Origin of the sequence: Collinsella sp. TM10-22 (assembly GCF_003466125.1) — a bacterium.
GTDB lineage: Bacteria > Actinomycetota > Coriobacteriia > Coriobacteriales > Coriobacteriaceae > Collinsella.
The window spans coordinates 50,598-77,028 of the sequence record NZ_QSOC01000002.1 but is presented as its reverse complement, the minus strand read 5'-3'; the positions used below and the strand labels follow the sequence as shown (position 1 = coordinate 77,028).

Below are 26,431 nucleotides of genomic sequence, written 5' to 3'. Positions count from 1 at the left end.
AAGAAAGGGCGGTCTGTCATGGCCACTTTACTTCAAGATAAATACGAGGCTCGCAAGGCCGAGGTCAATGCTCGCTTTGAGCAGCTTCGCGCGAACGAGGAAGAGCTCAACCGAATCTTTGCCAAGATCTACAACATGGAGGGGGAGGTGCCCATCGAGGTCGAGGATAAGTTCGTTTCGGTGGCGCGCATCTTCGATACCGCAGATGAGATTCCCGAGAGCTATAAAGGCAACAAATACGTGCGTACCAAGCGCGACGAGATCACCTCGCTCATAAGCTATGCCGTGGGGTGCATGTTTGGTCGCTATTCGCTGGATGTGGACGGGCTGGTCCTGGCCGATCAGGGCGCCACGATCGACGACTATATGTCAAAGATGTCTGATCCCGCGCACGTGACCTTTATGCCCGATAGCGATAACGTGCTGCCCATCACCGACGACGAGTACTTTGACGACGACATCGTGCGCTACTTTATCGACTTTGTGCGTACCGTGTACGGCGAGGAGACGCTCGAGCAGAACCTGGCCTTTATTGCCGAGGCGCTCGGCGGTAAGGGCACCTCGCGCGAGGTAATCCGCACCTACTTTTTGAAGGACTTCTTTAAGGACCACTGCCAGACCTATAAGAAGCGCCCCATCTACTGGCTGTTCGACAGTGGCAAAAAGAACGGCTTCAAGTGCCTTGTTTACATGCATCGCTATCAGCCCGACCTGTTAGCTCGCATCCGCACCGACTATGTGCATGAGCAGCAGGAGCGCTATCGCTCGCAGATCGGCTATGCCAACGATGCCCTTGTCAGTGCCGAGCGCGGTGAGCGCGTGCGCTTGGATAAGCGCATCAAAAAGCTCAACGACCAGCTCAAAGAGACCATTGCCTACGAGGAGAAACTGCACCACTTGGCAGACCAGATGATTAAGATCGACCTGGATGACGGCGTCAAGGTTAACTACGCCAAGCTTCAGGATGTGCTGGCGAAGATTAAGTAACTGCAGATACGGTAAGGATATTCATGCCCAAGATCGATGTAGAAGAACAGCTCAAGCTGCGGTTTTTGCAGCCGTTGTCCTCATGCGCGCCGCGCCGTGTTGTGGTTTGGCACGATGCGGACGGCGAGTTTGCCCATGAGTTTGAGCGATTGGCCGCCGAGGGCTTCGACGGCGCGGGGGCCGATGCCGGCGTTATGCCCGCCCACGGTGACTTTGAGCGCCCGGTGCGCTTTGTTGAGGCCTGCGAGGGCCGTATGTTTGCCGTCAAGAAGCTTATCAACCGCGATGACCTTGCGAGCGATATCTTGCTGTATCGCCGTTGCCCGCGCGGCAGGCTTGAGGGTGATTGGCTTGCCGATGTTGAGCTGTATGCCGATCAGTTCCAGGCTGACTATCTTTCGCTTTTGGCCGATCAGCTGGGCATCGAGAATATCGACGCCGTGCGCGAGAGCCTGCGCGAGCACAAGACGTTCTTTGATGCCAAGACCCGCTGTGCTAAGTTTGCCGCGTGTGTTCCGCACGCCTCGGGCGCATCCGATATCGAACTCGGCATCCTTGCGGTGATATTTGGCGGTAAAGAGTTTGTCGACGCGCGGCCCGCGTTTGTACTGCGCGGCTGTATGACCACGCTGCTGCACGAGGGCCCCGAGGCGCTGGCCGAGTTGGTGGACAAGTACTGCGTGCGTGATGTGCTCTCTGCCTTCATCGTGCGTTGCTATGGGTTTGATGGGCCGCTTTACGAGCGTGACTCATTGCTTATGCTTGCATCCCATGTGCTCCTTACGGCGGCATCCACCGCGCTTCCCGAGGGAGCGCTCAAGGGGCTTGAGAGCCATGTGGCTCCCGCCTACGGGCCCTATTGCCTTGAGGCGGTGCGTACGTGGGACCAGACAGCCGATACCCAGGCATCGAGCGAGGACCTATTTGAGATTTGCCGTTTGGTTGAGGACGCCCGCGGACTCTTTGCACGGTTCGAGACCTTGCCGATCGAAGTGCTGGCCTCGCTTGATGTGTTTCCGTGCGTCAATGAGGCCGTGCTCTCGCAGCTGTTCTGCTCGTTTGCCCAGGGCGCGGACCGTGTTGAGGATGCGCGCGCATTTGCTGCTCGTCGCTGCGACCTAAGCTGGTACCGTCGTGTCGAGAGCTACTTTGACTTGCTTGCCGCTGTGGCCGATATGTGCGCGTTTAGACAGGCACACGCGGGCGGGTTCCATCTGGCGCAACCCCAGCAGGTATGGGATGCCTACACGTCCGATTGGTATGCCATGGACGCTGCCTATCGCCATATGTGCACCGCGTATCTGCGGGCGCGCTCCGCCGAGTGCGATGTGCTCGAGGAGCCTGCCCGAGCTGTGGTGGACTGGGCGGAGAATCTCTACAGCAACTGGTTCTTGGCCGACGCCAATGCCTGCTGGGCGACCGCTGCGCAAGGGGAGTGGGCCGATTGCGGCTACATCGAGGGTCCCGAACGGCAGGATGAGTTCTACTGGCATGTGTTGCCCACCTTTGTGGGCTCTGCCAAAACGACGGTCGTTATCGTGAGCGACGCGCTGCGCTATGAGGCGGCCCGCGACGTTGCGGCACTGCTCGAGCGCGAGCGCGGCGGCAACGTCAAGGTCTCTAGCATGCAGGCGGTCTTTCCCTCCATTACCGAGGTGGGCATGCCCGCGCTACTGCCTCACCAAGCGCTTGAGCTTGCAGCGGATGGTTCGTTTGTGCTGGTTGACGGCATGCCAACTGCGACGACTCCGCAGCGCGAGGCCGTGCTTGCCCATGTTGAGCCCACGGCGCGCGCTTTGCGCTCGAGCGTATACCTCAACATGGTGGGAACCGAGCGTAAAGCGTTGTTCAAAGACTCTAGGCTCGTCTATCTCTTCCACAACAAGATCGATGCCACGGGCGAGAAGGCCGCTACGCAGGATGACGTTTTCGATGCCTGCGCGGACACCGTGGAGGAACTTGTCGCGTTTGCACGCCGCGTGTGCACCGACGCCCCGGGTGCGCGTGTCGTTATAACGGCGGACCACGGCTTTATCTACACGCGTCGGGAGCTCAGCGAGTGCCAGATGCTCGGCAAGCCAGACCTTCCCTTCCTTGACGCTCCTGTCATGCACGGCAAGCGTCATCTGGTGGTGCCCAACGAGGCCGTGGCCAAGCTTTCGGAAGAGGCATGCGAGGTGTTTGTTAATGTTGACATGGGACGTTTGGGTGCCGGTTTTGAGGGATTTGCCCCGCGCGAGAACGTGCACTTCAAGCGTCCCGGCGGCACTAACAACTACGTCCACGGCGGCATGAGCCTGCAGGAGCTCTGCGTGCCCGTTATCGGATTTTGGCGTGCGCGCTCGGGTTCCAAGGACTTTGTCGATACGCGCGCAGCGACGCTGCGCGTGCTGAGTGAGGGACGTCGAGTGACCAACTCGCTCTTCTCGGTCAACTTGATCCAGGAAGAACCTGCCCAAGGCAAGGTCTTGCCGTGCGAGTACGAGCTGGTGTTTACCGATGCAAGTGGCAACGAGGTGAGCGATACGGTCAAGGCGCATGCCAACAAGACTTCTGTTAACTCGCAGGAGCGCGTGGTGCATGCCAAGTTTGCGCTGCATGCAGCGGATGGATTCTCGGCCAAGGGTCCGTACTATCTGGTCTGCCGCGAGCGCGAGACGGGCAAGATCGTTTGGCGCGAGACGTACACCATCGCTGTTTCGTTTGCCCCTGTTGCTGACTTTGGTTTTTAGGAGTGTGCCCTATGTTTGATGGCAATGACGACGATCTGTGGGAAGTTCCCTCGATTGATGTGAATGTGCCGGTGCAGGCTGCGGTGTCTGCAGAGGAGGCCGTGGCTGCCGCGCCTGCCCCGGAGCCGACGGTGGCCGCGGTACCCGATGAGGTTGCGGCGCCCGCCGAGGACGAGTCCTCGACCGACGGCTATGCCCAGGCTGTGGCCGAGGCTCCCGAGGACGACGGCTACGACATGGATGTGCTGGACGGCAAGCTGCTCGAGCACTTTGGCGGCAAGATCGTGCGCAAGGACCTGACGGCCCTCATGAAGCGCGGCGCCAACGTGCCCACCTTTGTGCTGGAGTACCTGCTGGGCATGTACTGCTCAACCGACGACGAGGACGCCGTGGCGGAGGGCCTGGGGCGCATCCGCAAGATCCTCACCGATAACTACGTGCGTCCCGACGAGTCCGAGCGCATTAAGTCCAAAATCCGCGAGCTGGGTCGCTTTACCATCATCGATAAGGTGACGGCCAAGCTCGACGAGTACAAAGACATCTACGTGGCGTCGTTTGCCAACCTGACCATTGAGCCGTTTGTGATGCCGGCCGAGTACGTGCGCGACTATTCCAAGATTCTCCAGGGTGGTATTTGGTGCATTATGAGCATCGAGTGTCGTCGTCCCATGGAAGAGGAAGACGAGTTTGGCATGGAGGTCTTTGGCGACGATGCGCCGCGCCGCTCCAAGGCCAAGCGCAAAAAGCGCGGACCCGAGGACTCTCCGTTTAGCGTGGCGTCGCTCACGCCTATCCAGATGCCCAACCTGGACCTGGACGCTATGATCGAGGAACGTCAGTATTTCTCGCGCGACGAGTGGCTCAACATGCTGCTGCGCTCTGCCGGCTATGAGCCCAGCGAGCTTTCGGAGAAGGAGCGCCTGCACTTTATCGAGCGCATGGTGCCGCTGATCGAGCGCAACTACAATCTGTGCGAGCTTGGTCCCCGCGGCACCGGCAAGAGCCATATCTACAAAGAGGTTTCGCCCTACGCCATTTTGCTTTCGGGCGGGCAGACCACCACGGCCAACCTGTTCGGCCGTATGAACTCCATGCGCGCCGACCGCGTGGGCTTGGTGGGCCATTGGGATTGCGTGACGTTCGACGAGGTCGCCGGCATGCGCTTTAAGGACACCAACGCCGTACAGATCATGAAGGACTATATGGCGAGTGGCAGCTACGCGCGCGGCCGCGACCAGATTAACGCCGATGCCTCCATGGTTTTTGAGGGCAACATCAACGACACCGTGCAAAACGTCCTTAAGACCACGCACCTGTTTGATCCGTTCCCGCCGGAGTTTAACAACGATTCGGCCTTCTTCGACCGTATCCACTATTACCTGCCGGGCTGGGAGATTCCCAAGATGCGTTCGAGCCTGCTGACCGGGCATTACGGCTTAATCACCGACTGTCTGTCGGAGTTTTGCAAGGAGATGCGCCGCAAGGACTTTACGCATCATATCGATCGCTACTTCCGCTTTAACAGCGACTTTAACAAGCGTGACGAGATCGCCGTGCGCAAGTCCTTTAGCGGCCTGGCCAAGCTGCTGTTCCCCGACGAGGCTATGGACAAGGACGACGTTCGTTGGCTGCTGGACTACGCTATCGAGGGCCGTCGCCGCGTAAAGGAGCAGCTCAAGATTATGGCGGGCGTCGAGTTTATCGACGTCAACCTGGGCTATATGGATGCCGACAATCCGCAGGACGTGCACGTGGTGCGTGTGCCCGAGCAGTCCGAGGATACGTTGATTCCCGATGGCCCGCTGCTGTCCGGTCACGTGTTTGGCGTGGGTAGGTCGCAGGGCGGCGAGGTTGCCGTGTACAAGCTGGAGAACAAGGCCGTTGCCGGCGAGTGCAAGTTTAAGCACGAGGGCGTTGCCTTTAATAAGCCGGTGCGCGATACGCTGGAAGCCGCGTTTGACAACTTTGTGAACCTGGCGAACCGTGTGGCGCCGGGCATGCACATTGGCTCCAAGGACTATCTGCTGTTCTATAACGACCTGCAGAGCAAGGGCCTGTCCGAGGAAGTCTCGCTTGCCGAGTTTGTGGGCCTGTGCTCCGCGGCGTGCAACCGCCCGGTGATGTCCGCGCTAGCGGTTCCGGGAATCTTGCGCATGTCGGGCTCTATGGATGAGATCCGCGGGCTCGAGGACATTATGCGCGTGGCCAAAAACGCCGGCGCCAAGCGCGTGATATTGCCGCTGAGCGCCATCGCGGGCCTGCAGAGCGTTTCCTCCGAGATTATCTCGGGGTTGAGCCCGGTGTTCTACATGGATGGCGACCCGGTCGATGCTGCGAAGAAGGCGTTGGATTTATAGGAATGCGAGCGTGCGGGCTTGCGTGCGCGAGGCGTTTGATGCGCACGTGAGCCCGCGAGCATGTTGGCGCGCTGCGCGTGAGGAGGCCTTGCCATGGCGGAAGAACGTTCTGCTGGCGAGCTGCTCGATGAGTTGTTTGGCTTTGAGTCGGTAGCCAAGCGTCAGACGGCGCTTGAACAGTACGATCGCGGGGAGTTGGTGCGTAAGGCGCGCTCCCGCGAGCTGTTGGGTGTGCTTAGGGGCGTCGAGGCTGCTGAGCGCGCCGCGCACGACTCTGCCGTACGGGCTGTTGACGGGTATGTTCGCCGTGTTGAGAGCGCTGCGCTTGCACGCGCTCGCAAGCAGGCGGGCATTGTTGGGCCGCTGCGGATGGAGCGGCGCTACGCTGCTTTTTTGCGTATGGAGGACAAGGCCGAGCTGTTGGCCCGCCTGGAGCAGACGCTTGCGTTTATCGAGGTAAAGCTGCGTGCCAATACGGCGGACAGGGTTCGTGCGGCGTACGATGTTGCGGGGGCTTTGGTGCTGCAGGGCGCGGCGCGTCTGAGTGACGTGTGCGTTGTGGATGCGGTGCCCCTGGATGCCGATCTGCTGTGCACGCAGTTGGAGCAGCTGCGTTGTGCCGCCGACGCAACGGACCTTGCCGGCATGATCACGGCGACGTTTGAGTCCGAGCTGAGTGCGACCGGCCCGCAGGGTGCTGACGCGTTTGCGAGCGATGTGGCTGGCGATGTGGCGCTGGAGCGCGAGCTTACTAACGTGCGCGGTGCCGCGCAGCGAGCGCGCTTGGCAGCCCAAGCGTATCGGGCCGAACGCGCTGCCCGCGTTGCAGGGAGCACGGTGGAGCCGGTATCGTTGCCGGGACTTGTTTGCATTACGTGCGAGACGGGGTGCGATGCCGGGGAGCTTGACGAGTTGCTCGCTCAGGTTAAGAAGTCGTTTGAGACCTATAGGCGCGTTGTTGCCGACGGCGGGTTGTTCTGTGCCTTTGGTGCCGGTTCGCCGCATGGGATTTGCCGCGGCAGTAGTTATTTCGACTACGATGATCGACTTGACGAAGACGTATTGGTGGGCGAGTACGACGGTGCTACCAGGCACAATGTTCGGCGCGAAGTTACGATTCCCGAGCTTGTGGACGAGGCTTCGGCCGACGGCGGCGATTCGCTCGAGGTTGCCGTGGCGCGCATGCGTGAGTTTAACGGACGGCGCTACGATGGTGTACTGGACGAGGATCCTGTGCGCCATGTGAATGCGTTTTGGTATGGACTCAAAAAGCTCAGCCAGTATTGCGAGGACGCTGTGCGTGTGGATGAGCGTGCTTGGGATTGCTTTATCGATAAGGTGCAGTTTGCCTACGACGAGCCTGTGGGGCGTTTGGCCACACAGATGGATGACAAGCAGGTTGCGGCTTTCGTTGCAGCCGTGAATGTGCTCGGCGCTGCTGAGTAGGGGCCTGATCCGGTAGGGGGTTTCACCATGAAGATCGACGTTGATGTGGACCAGTTGCGCGAGAGCCTGCTCGACCGCGCAGGGAGTGCGGCCGGCGTGGGCTTTCCGGCCGCTATGCTCGACGTAGTGGATATCGAGGACGAGTTGCCCCAAGAGCTGCTAGCCCGAGCCGAACGCGAAGGCCTCGACCTCCGCGACTTTGCTGTCGATGACGACGCTGAATGATGGCTACCTTTGCTATTGACGAACATATGTTTGTATTTTATACTCATGCTTGAATATACGTCCAACTTCATGGTATAAATTAGGTGGTCATCTCTTAAGAGAGGGCTTCCAAGTGCCGGGGACGTTTTCCCCGGCTTTTTTATTAAGGATTGCCCATGCGAGAGCTGAGTATCTTTATTGATGAATCTGGAAGCGATGATCTTCGTGAAAGATACTATCTTGTGGCCTTTGTTTTTCATGAACAAAATATTCCCATCGCTGAGGGAATAGAGAAATATGAAAGGGCGGTAGCCGATAGCGGATTGCCGCTCCTTCCGTTCCATGCTTCTCCTCTCATGAATGGAAAAGATCAGTTCAAGGACTTGGACATCAGTGAGAGAAAAAGGCTGTTTTCACTATTTCGAGTTATGTTTCGACATTTGCCCATCTCGTACAAGGTGTTTGTATTCAAGACGCATCGGTACCGAACTCTCAAACAGATCGCTGATGCGATGCGGCGTGAAATCATCGATTTCATATTCGACATTTTGAGTTGGTTTCAGCAGTTTGATGCTGTAAAGATTTACTACGACGGAGGACAGGGTTCGGTTTCGAGTGCGCTTCACAAGGCAATCGATTACGCTTTGGCTAAAAATGCAGTTATCTATAAGCCGACAACTTCATCGGATTACTATTTGGCTCAGGCTGCGGACTATATCTGTACCATTGAGTTCACGAGTCTGAAATATCAGGCGAATAAGCAGACTAATACTGACCAGAAATTTTTTGGTGGTAGTACTGCGTTTAAAAAAGGCTTACTAAAAGAAATAAGAAAGAAGGCTGTCGTCTAATGGGCAGGCCTCGTATTGCATAAAAAATGCCGGAGGTAAGACCCCGGCTCTTGGAGGCCCCTCTATTCGAGGGTACCGACATCTTTATAACAGAAACCGCATGTCGGGTCTACACGAGACATTTCGCTCGATTTCCTGTTGACCTAAAAACAAAAATGCCGGGGGGATCCCCCGGCCCTTGACTGCCCTCCATAAAGGAGCGCATTCCATTTATACCATGGTTGCGATGCGAGCGGTGGCTCATTCGGTCTTCTTTTTCCTCAGCTTCTTGCTGAAGTTCTATTTAATGTGACAAAGGGACTGCCCCTTTGTCATGTGGGGCGACGGGGTGTTTGTGCCCACGGCTGTGCGAAAATGCATGATAAACCGTCGCAACGGAGTCCAACGACGTCGCGACGGTTCTATTATGGCCACCCGCTGGCTAAGTGAGTAGGCTTTTTTGGAAATGCTGAGCACCCGAAGTCTTTGCTTCAACAAACCCGCAGGTCACAGACTTATGCTTTGGTGACGTGGTCGGCGATTCGACAAAAGCCTACTCACTTAGTCTCGAGAGACACTAACCGTCCTCAACGAGACCCCTGTCGGGGCGATTGATGCTCAAATGTAGCCAATACGGGACGGCTGTCCCTGGCCGCTACGACGCCAGCGTGGCGATGACGGCTTCGTCGCCAGCGTATATAAGGGTGTTGCCGTCGGGGATGATCGTTTGGTCTCCGCGCTTGAGCATCACCACGATAAACGGGTGCTTGCCCTGCGGCACGTCGCGCAGGCGCTGAACGGCCAGGCGTCCATGGGTCGTCACGGTGACCTCGCGCAGTGTAACCTCGGCACGCTCTTCAAACGTCTGCGCGGCCATAACCAGAAGGTCGCCTTCCTCAATGACCGTATCGCCGTTGGGGAGCACCGGGTGCGCGCCGTCGCGTAGCGCCAGGACCACAAGCATGTCCGTCGCACTGCCAATGTCGGCAAGCGAGCGACCGGCAAACGGATGCCCCGCTCCCACCTTGAGCTTGACGAACGACATGCCGTCCTCGTCGCGGTAATCATTAAAGGTGCGGCGCACGCCGCGGGCCGCATCGATCATGTCGAGCTTTTTTGCCACTGCCGGCAGCAACGAGCCCTGCACCACAATGCTCGACACGGCAATCACAAAGACCAGGTCAAACAGGTCGTGTCCACCGGGAACGCCGGCCATCACGGCAAAGAGGCTAAACACGACCGAGGCTGCGCCGCGCAGGCCCGCCCAACTGATGAGTGCAACCTGGCGGGGGGGGGGTTCGTCTTAAAGGGCGCCAGCAGCGCACCGACAGCGATGGGGCGGCTCACGAAGAGCATAAACGCCATGAGTGCTAGGCCCGGCAGCAGCATTTGCGGCAGGCGGGCGGGCGTCACGAGCAGGCCGAGCAAGAAGAAGATCGTCATCTCGGCCATCTCGGTGAGGGTATCAAAGAAGTGCGCCATCTCGACCTTGCCGGTGATGTCGCTGGCCCCCAGCACAATGCCGGCAAAGTACACGGCCAAAAAGCCGTTGCCACCCAGGTAACTCGGCAGTGCGTAGGCCTCGATGGCCACGGCAAACAAAAAGATGGTCTGCGCGCCCTCGGCTGTTGCATGCGCGCGCTCAATCAGGCGGCTGGATGCCCAGCCGATGGCAAGGCCCAGCCCCACGCCCAGGATAATCTGCTTGGCCAGCAGCATGGGGATGTCGATATTGCCGCCGGCCGCGAGGGTCGCGAGCACCGCGGCGAGCATGTAGGCGACGGGGTCGTTTGAACCCGATTCGACCTCGAGCAGCGAGTTGGTGCCGTCACGCAACGACAGGTTGCGCTCGCGCAGCACGCTAAAGACGCTCGCTGCATCGGTGGACGCCACAACCGAGCCCAGCAACAGGCCGCCGATCCAATCGAAGCCCAGAACCAGGTGCGCAAACGCGCCGGTGATGCCGGCGGTGATGACCACGCCGAGTGTGCTCAGCAGCACCGCGGGCGCGGCGACGGGCTTGGCGCGGTCGATATTGGTGTTAAAGCCGCCGTAGAACATGATGAACAGCAACGCCGTGCTGCAGACGGTTTCGGTAAGCGCGTAGTCGTTAAAGTCGATGTGCGCCGGGCCGTTGACGCCCAGCAGCATGCCGAGTGCGATAAAGATGAGCAGGGTGGGGAAGGGGAGCTTTTTGCCGACAGGTTTGATGGTCAGGCACAAAATGATGACGAGGCCGATAAAGAGAAGGATCTGGTTCATGGACGGTGTCCGCTCCTGGGTGGTTGGCGTGGCACGGTCAATTGTCTGCGGTATTTGTACCCAAAGATGGTGGGTTTATGGGGTTGGATTGCGGGCGTGCGCGATATCGTCATAGACGGCTGCCGTCTTTGCCTCTGCTCGGAAACCCTTTCCAGCTTTATTGCAACGGAGTACAATGGGTAACGTTTAAGTTCAACTTGAAGTTTTAGTTGCGGCGCCGGGCTTTGGCCGCAATGCAAGGAGAGGCGTACCATGGCGATTTATGTGACATCTGATGCTCACGGGCACGTGCGTGCGCTTGACGAGGCCCTGTCCAAGATTTCGTTGACGTCCGACGACACGCTGTACGTGTTGGGCGACATGATCGATCGCGGGCCCGATCCGGTCGGCGTTATTAAGCTCGTGCGCTCGCTGCCCAACGCCCGCGTGCTCAAGGGTAATCACGAGCAGATCATGCTCGATGCCATCATTGGCCAGGATCCGCTCGATGCCGAGACCTGGGATATCAACGGTGGCTGGACTACCCGTCAGCAACTCAACGACATGGAATTTGAGGCGTACGAGGAGCTGATCCGCTGGGCTGCCGCCCTGCCGCTCTATGCAGTGGCCCAGACTGCCGAGCGCCCGTATTTGCTGGTGCATGCCGGCATCCAGACCGAGGCTGCTCGCGCGTTTTTGCTTGAGCACGGTGTCGATTGTGGCAACGGCAGGGGAGCGGTCGATGCCGATGCCGAGTTGCTGCAGCAGATGCTTGCGGTGCAGTCGTCCGATGACCTGCTGTGGATTCGCCATGGCTATTGGGATGCGCCGACGGGGCTGCTTTCTGTCGAGGGCAAGGGCCCGGTCGTGGTGAGCGGCCACACGCCCACGGTGTCGCTCGGGCGTTATTGCGAGGTCGGCGGCCTGGCGGGGCTCGATGAGGAGTCGGGCCGCGGGCAGATCGTGCGCCTGGGCGGCGAGGATACCGCCGGCGTGCCCGATCGCATCGACATCGACTGCGCCGCCGCCACTGGGTCGGAGTTTGGCCGCGTAGGTATCCTGCGGCTCGATGATGGGGCTGAGTTCTACGCGAATATCAATCCTGGAGAATGATGGCGCAAGGGGTAGCTAATTTGGAAATGATTTTTCTGGGACGGGGATTAAATAATCATTTGGCTGCCCGCTGGCTAAGTGAGTAGACTTTTTTGGAAATGCCGAGCACCCAACATATTTGCCTCAATAAAACCGCAGATCACAGACTTGTATTATGTCGGTGTGGTCGGGGATTCGGTAAAAGTCTACTCACTTAGTTTTGCGTGATGCATATTGTCCGCAACCGGACCCCAGCCGGGGTGATTCCATCGCAAATTCCGGTTTCGGGGGCAGCTAATTAGGCTCCGTACGGGTTCCGGTTTCGCTCGATGCGCTGACGGATGTGGGCGTACTCGATTATCAGCAACACCAGCAGTAGGGCCATGACCGCCAGGTAGCTCACCACAGCGCCCATCAGGCCCAGCAGCTCAATCAGGATCACCGGCAGCACCACGCTCACGGCGAAGCAGATCAGGTAGATCTTGGTGACGTCGCCGGCGTGGCGCAGCACCGTGATGATGGCGTAGATAAAGTCGATTGCCGCGGTGACGCCGCCGGCGACAACCATCAGCAGTGCCAGCGTGCGGTAGCGCTCAAAGTTAAGGCCGTACATAAAGCTCATGATGGGGATGCCGGGGCCTGCCATAAATGCGGCGCACGCTCCGGTGATGACTACGATCAGCGCCATAACGGCAACAATAATCAGGTCAAAGCGGCGACGCTTGCGCGGATTCGCCCAAATGCTCGATAGACGCAGGAGCTGCGGTTTATAGATAAATCCAATGCTCAACAAAATAGCCTGCGCCGGAAAGAACAGGGCATTAAAGTACAGCTGATACTTGTAGGCCAGTGTGCCTTCCATCACAAACTTGGGCATGCTTTCGATAAGGTTGAACAGGAACAGCGCACCAAAGAGCGGGGCGCACTGGACAAACAGGTGGCCGACCTCGCGCAGGCTCACGCGGCGCGATTTTTCGGTCTCGAGCAGGGCGAGCGGGGCGGTGACCAGCACGAGCGAGGCAACCGCGGCGATGCCCATGGCCATGGCGGCGATGGGCATGCTGCGCGTGAGGAGCAGGGCAACGCCAAAGACCGCGATGACGCCAACGGAACGCAGCGTTTGGCTCATACCGGCCAGGTAGAGTTTATCGGCCTGCTGCAGGCGGCCTTCGTACGCGTCGGCGACGCCGTCGATCACCTTATACAGGTAGACGCCCAGGCCAATCGTGGCCATCTGCGCATCGTAGCCGCGGGCGCTGCTGTATACCAGTCCGCATGCCAGCGCGAGCGCTCCGCAAAGCCAGCGGTTGAGCTGGTAGGAGGCGAAGGAGGTTTTTTCGTCGATGTCCGAGACCTGAAAGTTGCGCACACCGTAGTTGCACGCGATCATGATGAGCGTGCCGGTGACAAAGGCGATGGAGAACTTGCCGGCTTCCTCGGCGCCCACGAGCTGCGTCGACACAATGGTGAGCAGCGGAAACGCCATGCCCCATACGGCGGTGCCCAGGGTATTCCAAAGGTAGTCGCGATGGGTGGCGTGATCTTCGTACTCGGCTTCTTGCGCGGAGAAGCCGCCGCCGTAGACGGCTCCGAGCAGGCGGTTCCACCAGGCATTGACCATGCGGTGGATGGGGCCGGGCTGGCGATCGCGCTCGCGGCGACGGCGTGTGGCCTGGCCGTTGTCGGGACCGCCGGCGTTACGTTGGCTTAGCTCTTGGATGCGTGCGAGCTCCTCGGCGGTGTGAGACGCGGGGAATAGACCGTTCTCGATGCGTCCGCCCTGCCCGTGCGCCCCGCCCGATACGGTGGGGTCGGTGACGCCGTTACGGCGGGCGATGGCGTGGCGAATGCTGTCGAGGGGCGTGATGCTCAAGGCGAGTCCTTTCTATTACTGCGCTCTAGTATAGACGCGACGGCGTCCGCTCGTGTTTTTGAACCGGTTGTTCAATAATTTCGGCGGGCGGCTGTAATTTGTCGGCAAACGTGCGGTATCCTGATGAAGTTTTGTGACACCCCTATGCCGCCCGCGCGGTAGCAAGGAGCTATGAACCATGGACGTCGCCGCATTCCTGCTGGCTCTTGTGCCGATCATTTGGCTTGTCGTGATGCTGCTGTGCTTTAAATGGCCAGCTTGGAAAGCCGCTATCGGATCGTTTGTCCTTTCGTGCGTGCTTGCCCTTGCGTGGTGGCATTTGCCGGCGGCGCAGATAGCCACGGCCTCGCTCGAGGGCTTTTTGATGGCCCTGTGGCCCATCGTGCTCGTGATTATCGCCGCCGTCTTTACGTATAACCTGTGCGTGCGCACGGGTGCCATGGACGTGATCGGCAGCATGATCACCTCCATCAGCAGCGACCGTCGTCTGCTGGCGCTGCTCGTGGCGTGGTGCTTCGGCGGCTTTATGGAGGGCATGGCCGGCTTTGGTACCGCCGTTGCCATTCCCGCCGGCATGCTCGCGGGCCTTGGTTTTGGGGCCGTGCCTGCCGTGCTGATCTGTCTACTGGCCAACGGCGTGCCCACGCCCTACGGCTCCATCGGCATCCCCACGGTGTCCGTTGCCGACCTGGTGGGCCTGGACCCGCTGCATTTGGCGACCGTTCAGCTGGTGCAGCTCGCACCGTTCTTTGTGGTGATGCCGCTGCTCATTGTATTGGTCGCGGGCCGTGTCGCCGATGATCAAGGAAACGTTGCGAGCGTAAGCGAGCGTCTGCACGGCGTTGCCGGCGTGGCGCTGCTTTCCGGTGTGTCCTTTGTCGGCGCGGCGCTGGTTGTTGCCATGTTCGTGGGTCCCGAGCTTGCCGTGGTCGTGGGCTCCATCGTATCGCTTGCGCTGACCGCCGCGCTTGCCATGCATGCCGAGAAGTCGGGGCATCTGGATGCACGCTTTCACATGAATATCGAGGCCGGCGAACAGCTCACCGCTAAGTCGGCGCTTTCTGCCTGGTCGTGCTTCATCCTGATTTTTGTGCTGCTGTTGGGTACCTCCAACCTGGTGCCCGTCGTGCACGCCGCGCTCGCGCCGTTTGCGAGTCACGTGCAGGTGTATTGCGGCGAGAACCCCGGCACGCTTACGTTTTCGTGGATCAACACGCCGGGTGTTTGGATTTTCCTGGCTGCGTTTGTCGGCGGTGCCATTCAGGGCGCTTCGCCGCGCTTGATGGGCGAGGTGCTGGCCGCGACCGTCAAGCAGATGATGCCGACGGTCGTGACCATGCTTTCAGTGCTGGGTTGCGCCAAGGTGATGGGCTATGCGGGCATGATCTCTTCGATCAGCGCGTTTTGCATTGCGGTCGCCGGCGGCCTGTACCCGATTCTGGCTCCGTGGATCGGCGCCGTCGGTGCGTTCGTGACCGGTTCGGGCACGTCCTCAGGCATGCTGTTTGGCCCCATCCAGAGCCAGGCCGCTACGGCGCTGGGTGTGAGCGACTACTGGATGGTCGCGCTGAATGCGCTTGGCGTTGCCGCCGGTAAGATGATTTCGCCGCAGACGCTCGCGATCGGTCTTGCCGCCGTGCATGTACGCGGTAAGGACGCTGAACTCCTGGGCGCGGTGCTGCCCTACGCTGCCGGCATGCTGGTCCTGATGAGCGCCATAGCCATGCTCGGCCAAAACCTGCCGCTGTAGTTGGCACTTGGGGACGTTCCTTTTAATATGAGCAGGACATTGTCAAGAGGCAAAATCGGGCCTGGCCCCAACGATATGGGGTCAGGCCCTCTCCCTATATCAACCCGTCCGCGGCGACCTCGGCGTGTCTTACCGACGCTCGTCTTTGCAGTTTAATATCCGCCCGTGGCGATCTCTCGCTGGGCAATCCGTTGCTACGGCTGAGGCTTCTACGTCGAACCGACAGTCTGTGCACGCGTGTGGCGCCCTGGGCGCTCGCAGAATAGGGACCTGAGGTTCGCCTCAACGGCTTCGGATCGAACCGCTTCCGGGGTGACTGGCTTATGTTCGGGGGACCGCCCCCTATGCCTCCTCTGCCATGAGGCCGACCGCCCACACCCAGCAGGCGAGCTCGCGCGCCGTGGCCACGTTCGCCTTGTTGCCGTGCACCCCGCGCGCGAGCAGCGCCTCCCGCCTCTCGACCAGCCTCCGCACGCCCTTGGCGGCATGCCTCCGGGCGCCCCGGTCCGGGGCCTGGCCCTTGGCGAGGTCCTTCGGCCGCCCGGGGCACGTCAGGTAGTGCCACGCGGCCTCGACCAGCGTCTTTCTCAGGTGCTTGTTGCCGGCCTTGGTGATCGCGCCCCTGCGGTCGCTCTCCCCGCTGGAGTGCTCGGAGGGCGTCAGGCCGACCCACGCGGCGAACGAGCGGGCGTTCCTGAACCTGGAGAACTCGCCGGCCTCGAACACGAGGTCGGCGGCGGAAGCGGTGTCGACGCCCTTGAGGCAGCGCAGGGAGTCGACCCTCTTCCGCCACCTGGGCTTGCGGGCCTCGGCCTCGACGAGCCCCTCGAGCCTCGCCTTCTCCTCCGCCGCCCGCCTGACCGCGTCGACGTAGTAGGCGAGCACCTCCTCGTCGGCCCCCTCCGCGAACCTAATCGACTCGATCCAGGACCAGTGCGCCCGGGTCCAGTTGCCCTTCCTGCGGCCGGTGGGCGTCCTCTCGTCGAAGACGAGCCCGTGCCTGAGCAGGAACTTGGAGAGCCGCTGCTTCGAGCGCGAGAGGTCGTCCCTCGCGTCCTCGAGCGCCCTGGTCAGGTCGCGGGCGGCCTCGCACTCGTCGTCGGGGACCCACACCTCGACCACGTTGCCGACCGACAGCATGCGGGCGAGGAACTCGGCGTCGTTGCGGTCGTTCTTCCTGCGCCTGTCCGCGCTGGGCTTGATCATCTTCGAGACGGCGCCGACCACGCAGTCGACCCCCAGGCCGGAGAGCCTCTTCTGCAGGTCGAAGCCCGTGACCCCGGACTCGTACACGCACCTGGCCCTGGGGTCCACGGACCGGACCCACGCCGCGACGGCCCCGGCGTCGTAGCCGAAGGTCGCGCAGCGCACCTCCCCGGTCATGACGTCGAGGGAGACGGCCTTTATCGAGCGGGCGTGGACGTCGAGGCCGACGAAGGTGGTAGTATCGAGCATGGGAGCCCCTTCCATGAATGCGGCGTGGCCGCCACGGCTGGATTAGACACTCACCATTGTCGGCCTGATCCGCGGACTTTCATGCCGGGGGCTCCCAATGTTTTATGTCCTGCTCATATCGTCTGTGCCGGCACTTTGGGAACGTCCCTAAGTGCCAGCATCTGGGGACACTCCTTGGTTGTTGCCTGTTCAAGAATGTCCCGAATGGCTAGTCGTTTAAGAACGTCCCCAATGACTAGGCCGCTTGCGTGCGATTTTTGACCGTTGGGCGGGTGCTTCGCGGTTGCCGCAAAAACGTTTTTGCATATCGGGTACAACGGGCTTTATGTGAGTAAAGTGCGCGCCGCGTCCACGTGCCGCGTTTTTAAAGGAGGCCCCATGCCTGGTGTTACCCCTGCAGAAGTTCTGTCCAACTTTGGCATTACGCTGGTCGAAGATCCCGCCGAGAACGAGCCCCGTCTGCTGGTCGATCTACCCGCCGCGGAGCTCGTCGAGCACGCCATCCGCCGCGAAGAAGGCCGCATGGCGTCCAACGGCGCGCTGGTGATCGAGACGGGGGAGCGTACTGGCCGCTCGCCCAACGACCGCTTTATCGTCGATACGCCCGATGTGCACGACAAGATTGCCTGGGGTGCCGTCAACCGCCCGCTGTCTGTCGAGAGCTACGAGGCCATCAAGGCCGGTATCGTCGACTACCTCAACGAGCGCGACGTGTTCGTCACGCGCGGCATGGCGGGCGCCGACCGCAACCACACGCGTCGCCTGCTCGTCGCCTGCGAGCGTGCCAGCCAGGCGCTCTTCATTAAGCAAATGCTCGCCCGTCCGCTCGCTCGCGAAATTGCGCGCACCGGTGAGCCGGACTTCTGCGTGCTCGCCGCGCCGGGCTACCAGTGCGATCCTGCCATCAAGGGCCTCAACTCCAGCGCCGCCGTGGTCATCAACTTCCAGGAACGCGTGATTCTGGTCGCCGGCACCGGCTATTCCGGCGAGATCAAAAAGTCCATCTTCAGCGTCATGAATTACCTGCTGCCTGTCGAGGACGATGTGCTGCCCATGCACTGCTCGGCCAGCATGGATCCCGTCACGCACGAGACCGCGGTGTTCTTTGGCCTGTCGGGCACCGGCAAGACCACGCTTTCGGCCAACCCCACGCGACTGCTGATCGGTGACGATGAGCACGGCTGGTCCGACATGGGCATCTTCAACATCGAGGGCGGCTGCTACGCCAAGTGCGAGGGTCTGGACGCGTTCCACGAGCCCGAGATCTTCAACGCCGTTCGCTTTGGCGCCATCTGCGAAAACGTGGTGCTCGACGAGAACCGCAAGCCCAACTATGATGACGTCTCGATCACGCACAATACGCGCGTGGCCTATCCCGTTGAGCATATCCCCAACGCGTGGACCAAGGGCATGGGCACCACCCCGAGCGTCGTGCTGTATTTGACCTGCGATGCCTTTGGCGTGCTGCCGCCCATCTCGCGCCTGACGGCCGATGCCGCCATGTATCACTTTGTGACAGGCTTTACGGCCAAGATCCCCGGCACCGAGGTCGGCGTCACCGAGCCCACGCCCACGTTCTCCTCGCTGTTTGGCGAGCCGTTTATGCCGCTCGACCCTATGGTCTACGCCAAGATGCTCGGCGAGCGCATTGCCGACGGCCGCACGCGCGTGTACCTGGTCAATACCGGCTGGATCGGTGGCGGCTACGGCGTTGGCCATCGTATCGAGCTTGCCTACACGCGCGCCCTGGTGGCCCGCGCCCTCGACGGTACCATCGAGGACAGCGAGTTCGTGCACGACGATATCTTTAACGTCGACATTCCCACCACGTGCCACGGTGTGCCCGACGGCATCCTGGTGCCGCGCCAGTACTGGCAGAGCACCGCGCGCTACGACGAGGCCGCGCACAACCTGGCGGTGATGTTCGAGGAGAACTTCGAGAAGAAGTACTCGCACCTGCCCGAGTCCGTCAAGGCCGCCGGCCCGCACGCCCAGGTGCCCGCCGAGGCCCGTCATCGCGGCCGCGGCCTGCTGGGATTTCGTCTCTAGCATCGCCGCGAGTTCAAAACCACCACAAAGGGGACAGGCACCTTTGTGGTGGTTTTGCTCGGGCGGAAGACTCGGGTTACAATACGCCTGACATATCGCCCCCTTCTCCGGATGGGGGCAGCGTAAGCGCTCTTGTGGCGGCACCGTAGGACTTTGAAGGTGGCCGTCGTAAGGGCGCTTTTTGTTTAGGCGCCCGGGCTCGGGCGCACGCTATGAAGGGAGAGCACATGAAGAGTTTCGTTGCCGAGGATTCGTTTTGGGAACTGTTTCCGCAGGCGGCTATCGGCGTTGTGGTCGTAAAGGGCATGAAGCCCGCGGCGCAGATTTCCCAGGAGGACGTGGATGCGATTGCCGCGCTGCTTGACCGCGCCAATATCGATGCGGAGCGTCACCTGACGAGCGATACCATCAGCGAGAATGCGCCGGTCAAGGCATGGCGCGAGGCGTATCGTCTGTTCAAGACTAAGAAGGGCGCGCGTTGTTCGATTGAGAACCTGCTTAAGCGCGTGCTCAAAGGCAAACCGGTCGGTCATATTACGCCGGCGGTGGATATCTACAACACGGTGTCGCTGACCTATGCGCTGCCTGTTGGCGGTGAGGATGTGCACGCGATTGAGGGCAATCTGCGCTTGGCGGTGACCGATGGCGGCGATGCGTTCCTGCCGCTTGGCGAGGAGACAGATGATCCGACGCTTTCCGGCGAGCTCGCCTATATTGACGATGCGGGCGCCGTGTGCCGCTGCTGGAACTGGCGCGACGGCGTTCGCACGGCGCTGTCTGACGATTCGGCCGATGCATTCCTGGCGATTGAGTGCGTGGAGCCCGAGCGGATGGGGGATTGCCAGGCTGCCGTTGATCGCCTCGCTGAGTTGCTTGAGCGCTATCTGGGAGCGACGGTTGTCGTCAAGACGCTTGTGACTCGCGACAATCCTTGCGTGGAACTGTAGCGACGCCTGCGGATCAAACTCGACGGTCACAACCACCACAAAGGTGCCTGTCCCCTTTGTGGTGGTTTTTATGTTGATGGGTTAACAAATGGGGCGCGTGGGGCTGCCGGTCGCTGAGTACGGCTAAGATGTTTACTCGTTAGCATTATGCAAGCGAAAGGCGGTTGTCTCCCATGCAGCAGAGCGACGAGGCACGTTTCGAGGACTTTGTCGGACTGATCAGCGGTCTCTACAAGGAGATCCAGCGCATTAAGGCATCTGAGGGCGCAAGGCTGGGCCTCAAGGGCTCCGATGTTATGTGCCTGTACTATCTGGAGCGCAGCAAGGACGGCTTGACTGGGGCCGACCTCGCCCGCATGGCAGGCGTGACCCGTGCCGCTGTCTCGCGCACGCTGGCGCATCTGGAGGAGGGCGGCTACGTCGAGGTCGAAGATTCGGGCGATGCTGCCGTTAAATACCGTGCCCCGGTTCGTCTGACCACGTTGGGTGGCGAGAGCATGAACGAGGCCGATCGCATTATTCGCGAAGTGCTCGACACCACCGGCAAGACCATGGGCGTGGAGCAGCGCGAGCAGATGTACGCGTCGTTGCGCACGATTCTCAACACCCTGCGCGAGCTGTAGAGCCGCTGGGGCATTTGCTTCCGATAAACAACTGCAGAGTCCCGTTTGAGCGCGTTCGCCGTGCCGGGGCATTGCTGTCGAAATTCCCTGCGCGAGGCCCGCGCAAGAAAGGATCAACTATGTCTGTCCGCATTATTACCGATTCCGCAAGCGATATGTCGCCGGCCGAGCATCCGGCGCTGGCCGTTTTGCCGCTGTCCGTCACCTTTGGCACCGATGTGTACATGGATGGCGTCGACATCGACCACCAGCGTTTTTACGAGATGCTCGTGGAGCGCGATGAGCTGCCCATGACCGGCCAGGTCAACCCGTATGCCTTTTCGCAGGCGATTGCCGAAGCACGTGAGGCCGGCGACGAGGCCGTGATTATTACCGTGGGCGCTAAGCTTTCGGGCACCAATCAGAGTGCCCGTACCGCACTTGCCGAGGCGCCAGGTGGCGACGTGTTCGTGGTAGACAGCAACAACGTCACCCTGGGCGAGCGCGTCCTGGTCGAGTATGCGCTGCGCTTGGTGGACGAGGGCCGCAGTGCATCTCAGATCGCGGCGGCTGTCGAGGCCGTGCGCGACCGAGTTGTGGTTATTGGCCTGCTCGAGACGCTGGAGTATCTGGTGCGCGGCGGTCGACTGTCTGCTGCGGCGGGCGCCGTGGGTACGCTGCTCAACGTAAAGCCCGTGGTGGCTGTAGAGGACGGTCTGATCGTACAGCTGGGCAAGGCGCGCGGCTCCAAGAACGGTCGTAACCTGCTGAACCAGAAGGTCGAAAAGGCGGGCGGCGTCGACTTCGCCATGCCCCTGGCGCTTGGCTATACGGGACTTTCGGATGCGGTGCTCAAGAAGTATATTGAGGACAGCGTGGCGCTGTGGGCTGGCCACATCGAGGGCGAGCTGCCCGTCCATACCATCGGCGCCGCCATCGGCACCCACGTAGGTCCCGGCGCCGTAGCCATAGCCTTCTTCCAGCCTACCAACTAACCGACCTGCCATAAACCACCACAAAGGGGACAGGCACCTTTGTGGTGGTTTATGCTTTTCCGGATGGAAAGGAGTGAGCAATGGCGTCTGAGGGCTTTTTTGAACGGGTGTACGAGGTGGTCGAGCAGATCCCCGAAGGGATGGTCGCCACGTACGGTCAGGTGGCGCTGCTCGCCGGTCGTCCGCGGAGCGCGCGTTTTGTGGGCTATGCGCTGCACAGCAATCCGCGCCCCGGCGAGATTCCCTGTCACCGTGTGGTGTTTGCCGACGGGCACATTTGCGAGGGTTTTGCTTTTGGCGGTCCCGATGCTCAACGTGAGCTTTTGCTAGGGGAGGGTGTGGCGTTTAAGGACGACATGCACGTCGATCTGGGCGCCTGTCGCTGGCCTGCCGGACTCTAACGGTTCTGCCGTGGCTAAAACCACCACAAAGGTGCCGGTCCCCTTTGTGGTGGTTTTAGTTTACCTGAGCTAACTTATGGAGAAGGCGTGGCGGAGCATATTGACACTACAAAGTAAACCATGGTGAACTATATTGTATTCAGCAACGGAGCAGGCCATAGGCGATGAAAAAGCCTGCCCTGTTGAGTTTGATTCGCATTCCTCCCCTCTGTGCGATTCAACGGTGTACTTCGGGAACGGGCCCGCTGGCAACTGACTGCCAGCGGGCCCGTTCCTGTTAGGGGAGGATTTAGCCTCACCGTCTGTATGTGTCCAAATCCCGGCGGCAGCGCCGCAGAGCTTGTCTCTAGTACACCATACCCATGGCGTCCTGAACCTCGGCCAGGGTCTGCTCGGCAATCTCGTTGGCACGACGGTTGCCCTCGTGCAGCACGTCCTTCACATAGTCCAGGTCGTTCTCATAGCGCTGGCGACGCTCGCGGATCGGCGCGAAGTACTCGTTGACCGCCTCGGTCACGTACTTCTTAAGCTGACCGGAGCCGCCCATGCCAATCTCTTCGGCGATCTCAACCTCGGAACGACCGGTGCAGATGGCGGCTGTCGAAAGCAGACCGGACACGCCGGGGCGGTTCTCGGGGTCAAACGTGATCATGCGCTCGGAGTCGGTCTGGCTCTTCTTGATGCGCTTGGCCGTCTCCTCGGCGGTCATGGAGATGTTGATGGCGTTGCCGTAGCTCTTGCTCATCTTTCGACCGTCCAAGCCGGGCAGCAGCGGCGTGTCGGACAGCAGCGCGTCGACCTCGGGGAACACCTTGCCGTAGCGGTTGTTAAAGCGGCGGGCGATGGTGCGGGTGAGCTCGATGTGCGGCAGCTGGTCGCGGCCGACGGGCACGACGTTGCCCTTGCAGAACAGGATGTCGCAGGCCTGATGCACCGGGTAGGTGAGCAAAAGGCCGGTGAGCTCATGGCCGCTGGCCTCCATCTCGGCCTTAACCGTTGGGTTGCGCGCCAGCTCTGCCTCGGAGACCAGCGACAGGAACGGCAGCATGAGCTGGTTGGCGGCGGGCACGGCGGAGTGCGCGTAGATCATGGTCTTGTCGGGGTCGATGCCGCAGGCAAGGTAGTCCATGACCATGTTGTACACGTTGTCCTGGATGTGCTCGGTGGTGTCGCGGTCGGTGATGACCTGGTAGTCGGCGATGAGCACGTTGGTCTTGGCGCCCATGTTCTGCAGCTCAACACGGCCCTTGAGGGTACCGAAGTAGTGGCCCAGGTGCAGACGGCCGGTGGGGCGGTCGCCGGTGAGCATGGTGAACTTCTCGGGCGTCTTGGCCAGGCCCTCGCGAATGGCGTTGCTCTTTTGCAGCGCGACTTCGTAGCTGTTCTCGTTTGGCATGATTGCTCCTAACGTTCGTTCGCAGGTCTTGATGATAGCGTGTTTATTGAGGGGTGGGCGTGAGTGGGTGAGGGACTGTCGGGAGCCGGCTTTCATGTCCGTCACGCCGTCCGCGCGAACGGCTGCCAACGCCTAGCCCATCCTCGCCAGCAAACCCTAGCGCCTGTGGTGCCGCTCTTCCTTACGCTCTTCCGCCGCCTGCTCCTCCTGCTTAAAGGCGGGGTCGTCGGGGGTTACCAGCTCGTCCTCGTGCGTGCGCTTGTTGTAATGGTGGCGCAGCACGGGCTCAAACAGGTGCAGGTGCTTGGCGAAGGCTGCCGAGCCAATGGCGAGCACGGTAAAGATGAGCACGCGCATGGGGACCTCGACCTGATTAATGGCGGCGGCGCCGGCCGAAAGCATGATGCACCAGGCATAGATGAGCAGTACGGCCTGCTTTTGGTTGTAGCCCTCCTGAATCAGGCGATGGTGGATGTGGCCCTTGTCGGCCTGCCCGATGCTAATGTGGGCGCGCTTGCGGCGCACGATGGCGCTAAACGTGTCGATGATGGGCACGCCGGCAACGATGAGCGGGATGATAAGCGAGGTGAGCGCGGCGGTGCGGCTCACGTTGAGCAGCGAGATGGAGCCCAGCGCAAAGCCCAGAAGCAGCGACCCCGAGTCGCCCAAGAAGATGCTTGCGGGGTTGAAGTTGTAGCGCAAAAAGGCCAGGCAGGCGCCAAAGAGCGCAATGGAGAGCGCTGCGGCGTCGATGCGCCCCGAGAGAACGGCCATCGAAAACATGGTGAACGATGCGATGCCGCAGATGCCCGTGGCCAAGCCGTCGAGGCCGTCGATGAGGTTAATGATGTTGGTGAATGCCACCAGATAGATCACGGTGATGGGGTAGGCGAGCCATCCGAGCATGATTTCGCCGGGGGCAAACGGGTTGACGATGACGACGATCCGCAAGCCGCCGATACAGGCGATGAGCGCGGCGAGTACCTGACCGGCCAGTTTTTGTTTGGGCTTGAGCTGATAGACGTCGTCGATAGCGCCGGTCGCAAAGATGACGGTAAAGGAGAGCGCCAGCATGGGATAGCTAATGTGAAGGCGTGGGTGCGGTACCAGGACGGGCGGCCAGCCTAGGTGCCAGGTGCCTAGGATTTGCACAATGCAGGCAACGACCAGGCCCAAAAACACCGCCGTTCCGCCCAAACGCGGGATGGGCTTGGTGTTGATGCGGCGCTTAGAAGGATAGTCGACGGCGTCGAGCTTAATTGCCAAGCGCTTGACCAGGGGCACCGTGAGGAAGGTCGTGATAAAGGCCGCCGCTGCCACGCATAGATACGGTATGTAGCTCGGGGATAAAGCCATGAATCTAAAAACCGCCAAGCGTCGAAGGAAAAGGTCAAAGGTTGCTGCGCAAAAAGGCGTAGCTGACCCATGATACTCGACCGAGGGGGTGCGGAGGTTTGCACCGTGCGATTATCACGCGCTTACCAGATATTGGGATGTTGGTGGGGATTCTGCTGGATGCCACTGAGCGTCCATGTGGGGCCTGCAGTGGCGGTATTCAGAAAAATCGGCAAAAGAAAACCACCCCCCACGTTACGAAAATGAACCCACCTAAAACAGGTGGGTGCCCTCATCGACTGTTCCAGCGTCCTTAACAACGAAGGATACCTGTACTAGGTACGACTGTGTGGGCTCCCTAAATAAACGCGACGGTTCACCCAGTTGCTCCGCGGGGGGCGGAATACCTACATCATAAAGCGGCACTTTGTGGATTCCAGTCTTGACATTACAAAAATCGTGTCGGACGATTACGGCGCCTTAGGGACGGAGCCGTCTACGCGGCCTGGCCCTTTACGTTTGAGCTGCTGAATCGTTGTTTTGGAGCATGTTTTTATGCCGACGTCGTTGACCGAACTTTTTTCGCCCGCCTGCCATTTGTGTCCGCGCCGTTGCGGTGCGGCGCGCGATGAGGGCGCGCGCGGCGTATGCGGTGCTAACGACACGCTTAAGGTGGCCCGCGCCGCACTTCATATGTGGGAGGAGCCGCCCATTTCGGGCGAGGCCGGCTCGGGCACGATTTTCTTTAGTGGCTGCTCGCTCAAATGCGTCTACTGCCAGAACCACGAGATCTCGACCGGCAATTTTGGCCTTGAGATTTCGCCTGAGCGCCTGGTCGAGATTATGCTGGAACTGCAGGACCAGGGTGCCAACAACATCAATTTGGTGACGGCGACGCACTATGCGCACCTGTTGCCTGCCGCGATTGCCGCGGCACGGACGCGCGGGCTGGTCATCCCAATCGTCTACAACACGAGCGGTTACGAGCGCGCGAGTGCCGTGGCGGCGCTGGGCGACCTGGTCGATGTGTGGCTCACCGACTTTAAATATGCCGATGCCGGGCTTGCGCAGTCGCTTTCTCATATCAAGGACTATCCGCGCGTGGCCGTGTCGGGCCTGGCACAGATGGCGCGCGAGGTCGAGCGCCGCGGGGGAGAGCTGGTGGACGAGGACGGGCTCATGAAGCGCGGCATCATCGTGCGCCACCTGGTGCTGCCGGGGCATGCGGATGACTCGTGCCGCGTGCTAGACCTGGTGTGGCAGACGGTGGGCGATGTGCCGATCTCGGTCATGAACCAGTACACGCCCAATGCCCTCATGCGTGAACAAGGCGGCGATCTGGCGCGCGCCGTAACGCGCGAGGAGTATGAGCAAGTGCTCGACCATGCCGACGACCTGGGCTTTACGACGATGTTTTGGCAAGAGGGCGGAGCGGTAGACGAGAGCTTCACCCCAGCGTTTGACACCACCGGTGTTCTTACCAGCGCAAAGTAGCGCGTTTGCCGATGATTTTTCTGGGACGGGGATTAAAAAATCATCGGTTGGTTCGCTCGCTCGAAAAGTAGTCAAAAAAGCCCCGTCCCAAAAAGACTGGTTATTGGGCGTTGACAGTTGGCGAGCCGTAGGTAAAATATCGACTTGTCCTGGGGACGTAGCTCAGTTGGGAGAGCGCTGCCGTCGCATGGCAGAGGCCGAGGGTTCGACTCCCTTCGTCTCCACCCTTGGATTTGATAAGCCGT

The 26,431-nt window shown here is 60.5% G+C and carries 20 protein-coding genes and 1 tRNA gene; 15 read left to right on the top strand and 6 right to left on the bottom strand.

The genetic code is table 11. The features are described from left to right. Positions 1–18: 18 nt before the first annotated feature. From DXD94_RS02335 to DXD94_RS02310, 6 genes are all read left to right on the top strand, one after another. Positions 19–987 (top strand): hypothetical protein, encoded by a 969-nt coding sequence (locus DXD94_RS02335; RefSeq protein WP_117763117.1) that lies wholly within the window; start codon positions 19–21, stop codon positions 985–987. A gap of 23 nt (positions 988–1,010) precedes the next feature. Continuing rightward, complete coding sequence (gene pglZ, locus DXD94_RS02330; protein WP_117763116.1) at positions 1,011–3,719, top strand: BREX-1 system phosphatase PglZ type A; 2,709 nt, start codon at positions 1,011–1,013, stop codon at positions 3,717–3,719. An 11-nt stretch (positions 3,720–3,730) separates the two neighbouring features. Further along, positions 3,731–6,076, top strand: a complete 2,346-nt coding sequence (brxL, locus tag DXD94_RS02325) for a protease Lon-related BREX system protein BrxL (RefSeq protein WP_199568351.1) — start codon at positions 3,731–3,733, stop codon at positions 6,074–6,076. A gap of 93 nt (positions 6,077–6,169) precedes the next feature. Further along, positions 6,170–7,522 (top strand): hypothetical protein, encoded by a 1,353-nt coding sequence (locus DXD94_RS02320; RefSeq protein ID WP_117763115.1) that lies wholly within the window; start codon positions 6,170–6,172, stop codon positions 7,520–7,522. 27 nt (positions 7,523–7,549) lie between these two features. Next, entirely contained in the window at positions 7,550–7,747 is a 198-nt protein-coding gene (locus DXD94_RS02315) for a hypothetical protein (protein ID WP_117763114.1), read from the top strand. Between the two features lie 155 nt (positions 7,748–7,902). Then, the gene (locus DXD94_RS02310; protein WP_117763113.1) at positions 7,903–8,577 is read left to right on the top strand and encodes a DUF3800 domain-containing protein; all 675 of its coding nucleotides are present in this window, start codon (positions 7,903–7,905) and stop codon (positions 8,575–8,577) included. Between the two features lie 634 nt (positions 8,578–9,211). Here DXD94_RS02310 and DXD94_RS09695 read toward each other — a convergent pair. Both DXD94_RS09695 and DXD94_RS02305 read right to left on the bottom strand, forming a co-directional pair. Beyond that, positions 9,212–9,793, bottom strand: coding sequence for a TrkA C-terminal domain-containing protein (locus tag DXD94_RS09695; RefSeq protein ID WP_199568349.1), 582 nt, complete (start codon positions 9,791–9,793; stop codon positions 9,212–9,214). Then, on the bottom strand, positions 9,772–10,818 hold the full coding sequence (locus DXD94_RS02305) for a potassium/proton antiporter (RefSeq protein ID WP_199568347.1): 1,047 nt from the start codon (positions 10,816–10,818) through the stop codon (positions 9,772–9,774). The genes DXD94_RS09695 and DXD94_RS02305 overlap by 22 nt, the downstream gene beginning before the upstream one ends. Positions 10,819–11,070: 252 nt before the next feature. Between DXD94_RS02305 and DXD94_RS02300 the strand changes: the two genes are divergently transcribed. After that, positions 11,071–11,910, top strand: coding sequence for a metallophosphoesterase (locus DXD94_RS02300; protein WP_117763112.1), 840 nt, complete (start codon positions 11,071–11,073; stop codon positions 11,908–11,910). 277 nt (positions 11,911–12,187) lie between these two features. Here DXD94_RS02300 and DXD94_RS02295 read toward each other — a convergent pair whose 3' ends face one another. Then, the gene (locus DXD94_RS02295) at positions 12,188–13,762 is read right to left on the bottom strand and encodes a lipopolysaccharide biosynthesis protein (protein ID WP_233540298.1); all 1,575 of its coding nucleotides are present in this window, start codon (positions 13,760–13,762) and stop codon (positions 12,188–12,190) included. Between the two features lie 178 nt (positions 13,763–13,940). On the opposite strand from DXD94_RS02295, the gene DXD94_RS02290 reads away from it, so the two are divergent. Beyond that, entirely contained in the window at positions 13,941–15,512 is a 1,572-nt protein-coding gene (locus tag DXD94_RS02290; RefSeq protein ID WP_117763111.1) for an L-lactate permease, read from the top strand. 342 nt (positions 15,513–15,854) lie between these two features. On the opposite strand, the gene DXD94_RS02285 is transcribed toward DXD94_RS02290, so the two are convergent. After that, the gene (locus DXD94_RS02285; RefSeq protein WP_233540297.1) at positions 15,855–16,967 is read right to left on the bottom strand and encodes an IS110 family transposase; all 1,113 of its coding nucleotides are present in this window, start codon (positions 16,965–16,967) and stop codon (positions 15,855–15,857) included. A gap of 378 nt (positions 16,968–17,345) precedes the next feature. On the opposite strand from DXD94_RS02285, the gene pckA reads away from it, so the two are divergent. From pckA to DXD94_RS02260, 5 genes are all read left to right on the top strand, one after another. Beyond that, entirely contained in the window at positions 17,346–19,016 is a 1,671-nt protein-coding gene (gene pckA, locus DXD94_RS02280; RefSeq protein ID WP_199568345.1) for a phosphoenolpyruvate carboxykinase (ATP), read from the top strand. A gap of 227 nt (positions 19,017–19,243) precedes the next feature. After that, positions 19,244–19,963, top strand: a complete 720-nt coding sequence (locus DXD94_RS02275) for a B3/4 domain-containing protein (protein WP_117735595.1) — start codon at positions 19,244–19,246, stop codon at positions 19,961–19,963. A 173-nt stretch (positions 19,964–20,136) separates the two neighbouring features. Continuing rightward, entirely contained in the window at positions 20,137–20,586 is a 450-nt protein-coding gene (locus tag DXD94_RS02270) for a MarR family winged helix-turn-helix transcriptional regulator (RefSeq protein ID WP_117763109.1), read from the top strand. Between the two features lie 119 nt (positions 20,587–20,705). Continuing rightward, entirely contained in the window at positions 20,706–21,560 is an 855-nt protein-coding gene (locus tag DXD94_RS02265) for a DegV family protein (RefSeq protein WP_117763108.1), read from the top strand. 80 nt (positions 21,561–21,640) lie between these two features. Continuing rightward, positions 21,641–21,961 (top strand): MGMT family protein, encoded by a 321-nt coding sequence (locus DXD94_RS02260; RefSeq protein WP_117735598.1) that lies wholly within the window; start codon positions 21,641–21,643, stop codon positions 21,959–21,961. 346 nt (positions 21,962–22,307) lie between these two features. Here DXD94_RS02260 and trpS read toward each other — a convergent pair whose 3' ends face one another. After that, a complete protein-coding gene (gene trpS / locus DXD94_RS02255; protein WP_117763107.1) occupies positions 22,308–23,357 on the bottom strand; it encodes a tryptophan--tRNA ligase in 1,050 nt (349 codons plus the stop codon). 156 nt (positions 23,358–23,513) lie between these two features. Continuing rightward, the gene (locus DXD94_RS02250) at positions 23,514–24,713 is read right to left on the bottom strand and encodes an MraY family glycosyltransferase (protein WP_117743957.1); all 1,200 of its coding nucleotides are present in this window, start codon (positions 24,711–24,713) and stop codon (positions 23,514–23,516) included. A gap of 534 nt (positions 24,714–25,247) precedes the next feature. Between DXD94_RS02250 and DXD94_RS02245 the strand changes: the two genes are divergently transcribed. Next, positions 25,248–26,186 carry a radical SAM protein gene (locus DXD94_RS02245; protein ID WP_117763106.1) on the top strand — a complete coding sequence of 313 codons (939 nt, stop codon included), beginning with the start codon at positions 25,248–25,250 and terminating at the stop codon, positions 26,184–26,186. 151 nt (positions 26,187–26,337) lie between these two features. Further along, positions 26,338–26,410: transfer RNA gene (locus tag DXD94_RS02240), tRNA-Ala, on the top strand. Positions 26,411–26,431: the final 21 nt, after the last annotated feature.

What these genes read in the sequence shown, in the direction of transcription:
- DXD94_RS02335 (WP_117763117.1), top strand. Translation starts at nt 19, where the DNA reads ATGGCCACTTTACTTCAAGATAAATACGAGGCTCGCAAGGCCGAGGTC.
- pglZ (WP_117763116.1), top strand. Translation starts at nt 1,011, where the DNA reads ATGCCCAAGATCGATGTAGAAGAACAGCTCAAGCTGCGGTTTTTGCAG.
- brxL (WP_199568351.1), top strand. Translation starts at nt 3,731, where the DNA reads ATGTTTGATGGCAATGACGACGATCTGTGGGAAGTTCCCTCGATTGAT.
- DXD94_RS02320 (WP_117763115.1), top strand. Translation starts at nt 6,170, where the DNA reads ATGGCGGAAGAACGTTCTGCTGGCGAGCTGCTCGATGAGTTGTTTGGC.
- DXD94_RS02315 (WP_117763114.1), top strand. Translation starts at nt 7,550, where the DNA reads ATGAAGATCGACGTTGATGTGGACCAGTTGCGCGAGAGCCTGCTCGAC.
- DXD94_RS02310 (WP_117763113.1), top strand. Translation starts at nt 7,903, where the DNA reads ATGCGAGAGCTGAGTATCTTTATTGATGAATCTGGAAGCGATGATCTT.
- DXD94_RS02305 (WP_199568347.1), bottom strand. Translation starts at nt 10,818, where the DNA reads ATGAACCAGATCCTTCTCTTTATCGGCCTCGTCATCATTTTGTGCCTG.
- DXD94_RS02300 (WP_117763112.1), top strand. Translation starts at nt 11,071, where the DNA reads ATGGCGATTTATGTGACATCTGATGCTCACGGGCACGTGCGTGCGCTT.
- DXD94_RS02290 (WP_117763111.1), top strand. Translation starts at nt 13,941, where the DNA reads ATGGACGTCGCCGCATTCCTGCTGGCTCTTGTGCCGATCATTTGGCTT.
- DXD94_RS02285 (WP_233540297.1), bottom strand. Translation starts at nt 16,967, where the DNA reads ATGCTCGATACTACCACCTTCGTCGGCCTCGACGTCCACGCCCGCTCG.
- pckA (WP_199568345.1), top strand. Translation starts at nt 17,346, where the DNA reads ATGCCTGGTGTTACCCCTGCAGAAGTTCTGTCCAACTTTGGCATTACG.
- DXD94_RS02275 (WP_117735595.1), top strand. Translation starts at nt 19,244, where the DNA reads ATGAAGAGTTTCGTTGCCGAGGATTCGTTTTGGGAACTGTTTCCGCAG.
- DXD94_RS02270 (WP_117763109.1), top strand. Translation starts at nt 20,137, where the DNA reads ATGCAGCAGAGCGACGAGGCACGTTTCGAGGACTTTGTCGGACTGATC.
- DXD94_RS02265 (WP_117763108.1), top strand. Translation starts at nt 20,706, where the DNA reads ATGTCTGTCCGCATTATTACCGATTCCGCAAGCGATATGTCGCCGGCC.
- DXD94_RS02260 (WP_117735598.1), top strand. Translation starts at nt 21,641, where the DNA reads ATGGCGTCTGAGGGCTTTTTTGAACGGGTGTACGAGGTGGTCGAGCAG.
- trpS (WP_117763107.1), bottom strand. Translation starts at nt 23,357, where the DNA reads ATGCCAAACGAGAACAGCTACGAAGTCGCGCTGCAAAAGAGCAACGCC.
- DXD94_RS02250 (WP_117743957.1), bottom strand. Translation starts at nt 24,713, where the DNA reads ATGGCTTTATCCCCGAGCTACATACCGTATCTATGCGTGGCAGCGGCG.
- DXD94_RS02245 (WP_117763106.1), top strand. Translation starts at nt 25,248, where the DNA reads ATGCCGACGTCGTTGACCGAACTTTTTTCGCCCGCCTGCCATTTGTGT.